Here is a 544-nt window from a genome sequence, read left to right on the forward strand (position 1 = left end):
GGCGTTGAGCTGGTCGACCATCGTGTTCAAGGTCTCCTTCAGCTGAAGGATCTCGCCCGACACGTTCACGGTAATCTTCTTCGAGAGGTCGCCCTTGGCAACCGCGGTCGCCACCTCGGCGATGTTGCGGACCTGACCGGTCAGGTTCGAGGCCATAGAATTGACGCTGTCGGTCAGGTCCTTCCAGGTGCCGGCAACGCCGCGCACCATGGCCTGGCCGCCCAGCTTGCCCTCGGTGCCGACCTCGCGCGCGACGCGCGTGACCTCGCCCGCGAAGGCGTTGAGCTGATCGACCATCGTATTGATGGTGTCCTTCAGCTCGAGGATTTCACCGCGGACGTCCACGGTGATCTTCTTGGAGAGGTCGCCGTTGGCGACTGCGGTCGTCACCTCGGCAATGTTGCGGACCTGGGCGGTCAGGTTACCGGCCATCGAGTTGACGCTGTCGGTCAGGTCTTTCCAGGTGCCGGCGACGCCGCGCACCAAAGCCTGGCCGCCGAGCTTGCCCTCGGTGCCGACCTCGCGCGCCACGCGCGTGACTTCG

General features: G+C 65.3%; 1 protein-coding gene. It reads right to left on the reverse strand.

Annotated features, from left to right (window positions below; all coding sequences use genetic code 11):
• A partial coding sequence (locus BRAS3843_RS27595) for a HAMP domain-containing protein (RefSeq protein ID WP_035982982.1) occupies positions 1-544 on the reverse strand: 544 nt, incomplete at both ends.

Origin of the sequence: Bradyrhizobium sp. STM 3843 (assembly GCF_000239815.1) — a bacterium.
Classification (GTDB): domain Bacteria; phylum Pseudomonadota; class Alphaproteobacteria; order Rhizobiales; family Xanthobacteraceae; genus Bradyrhizobium.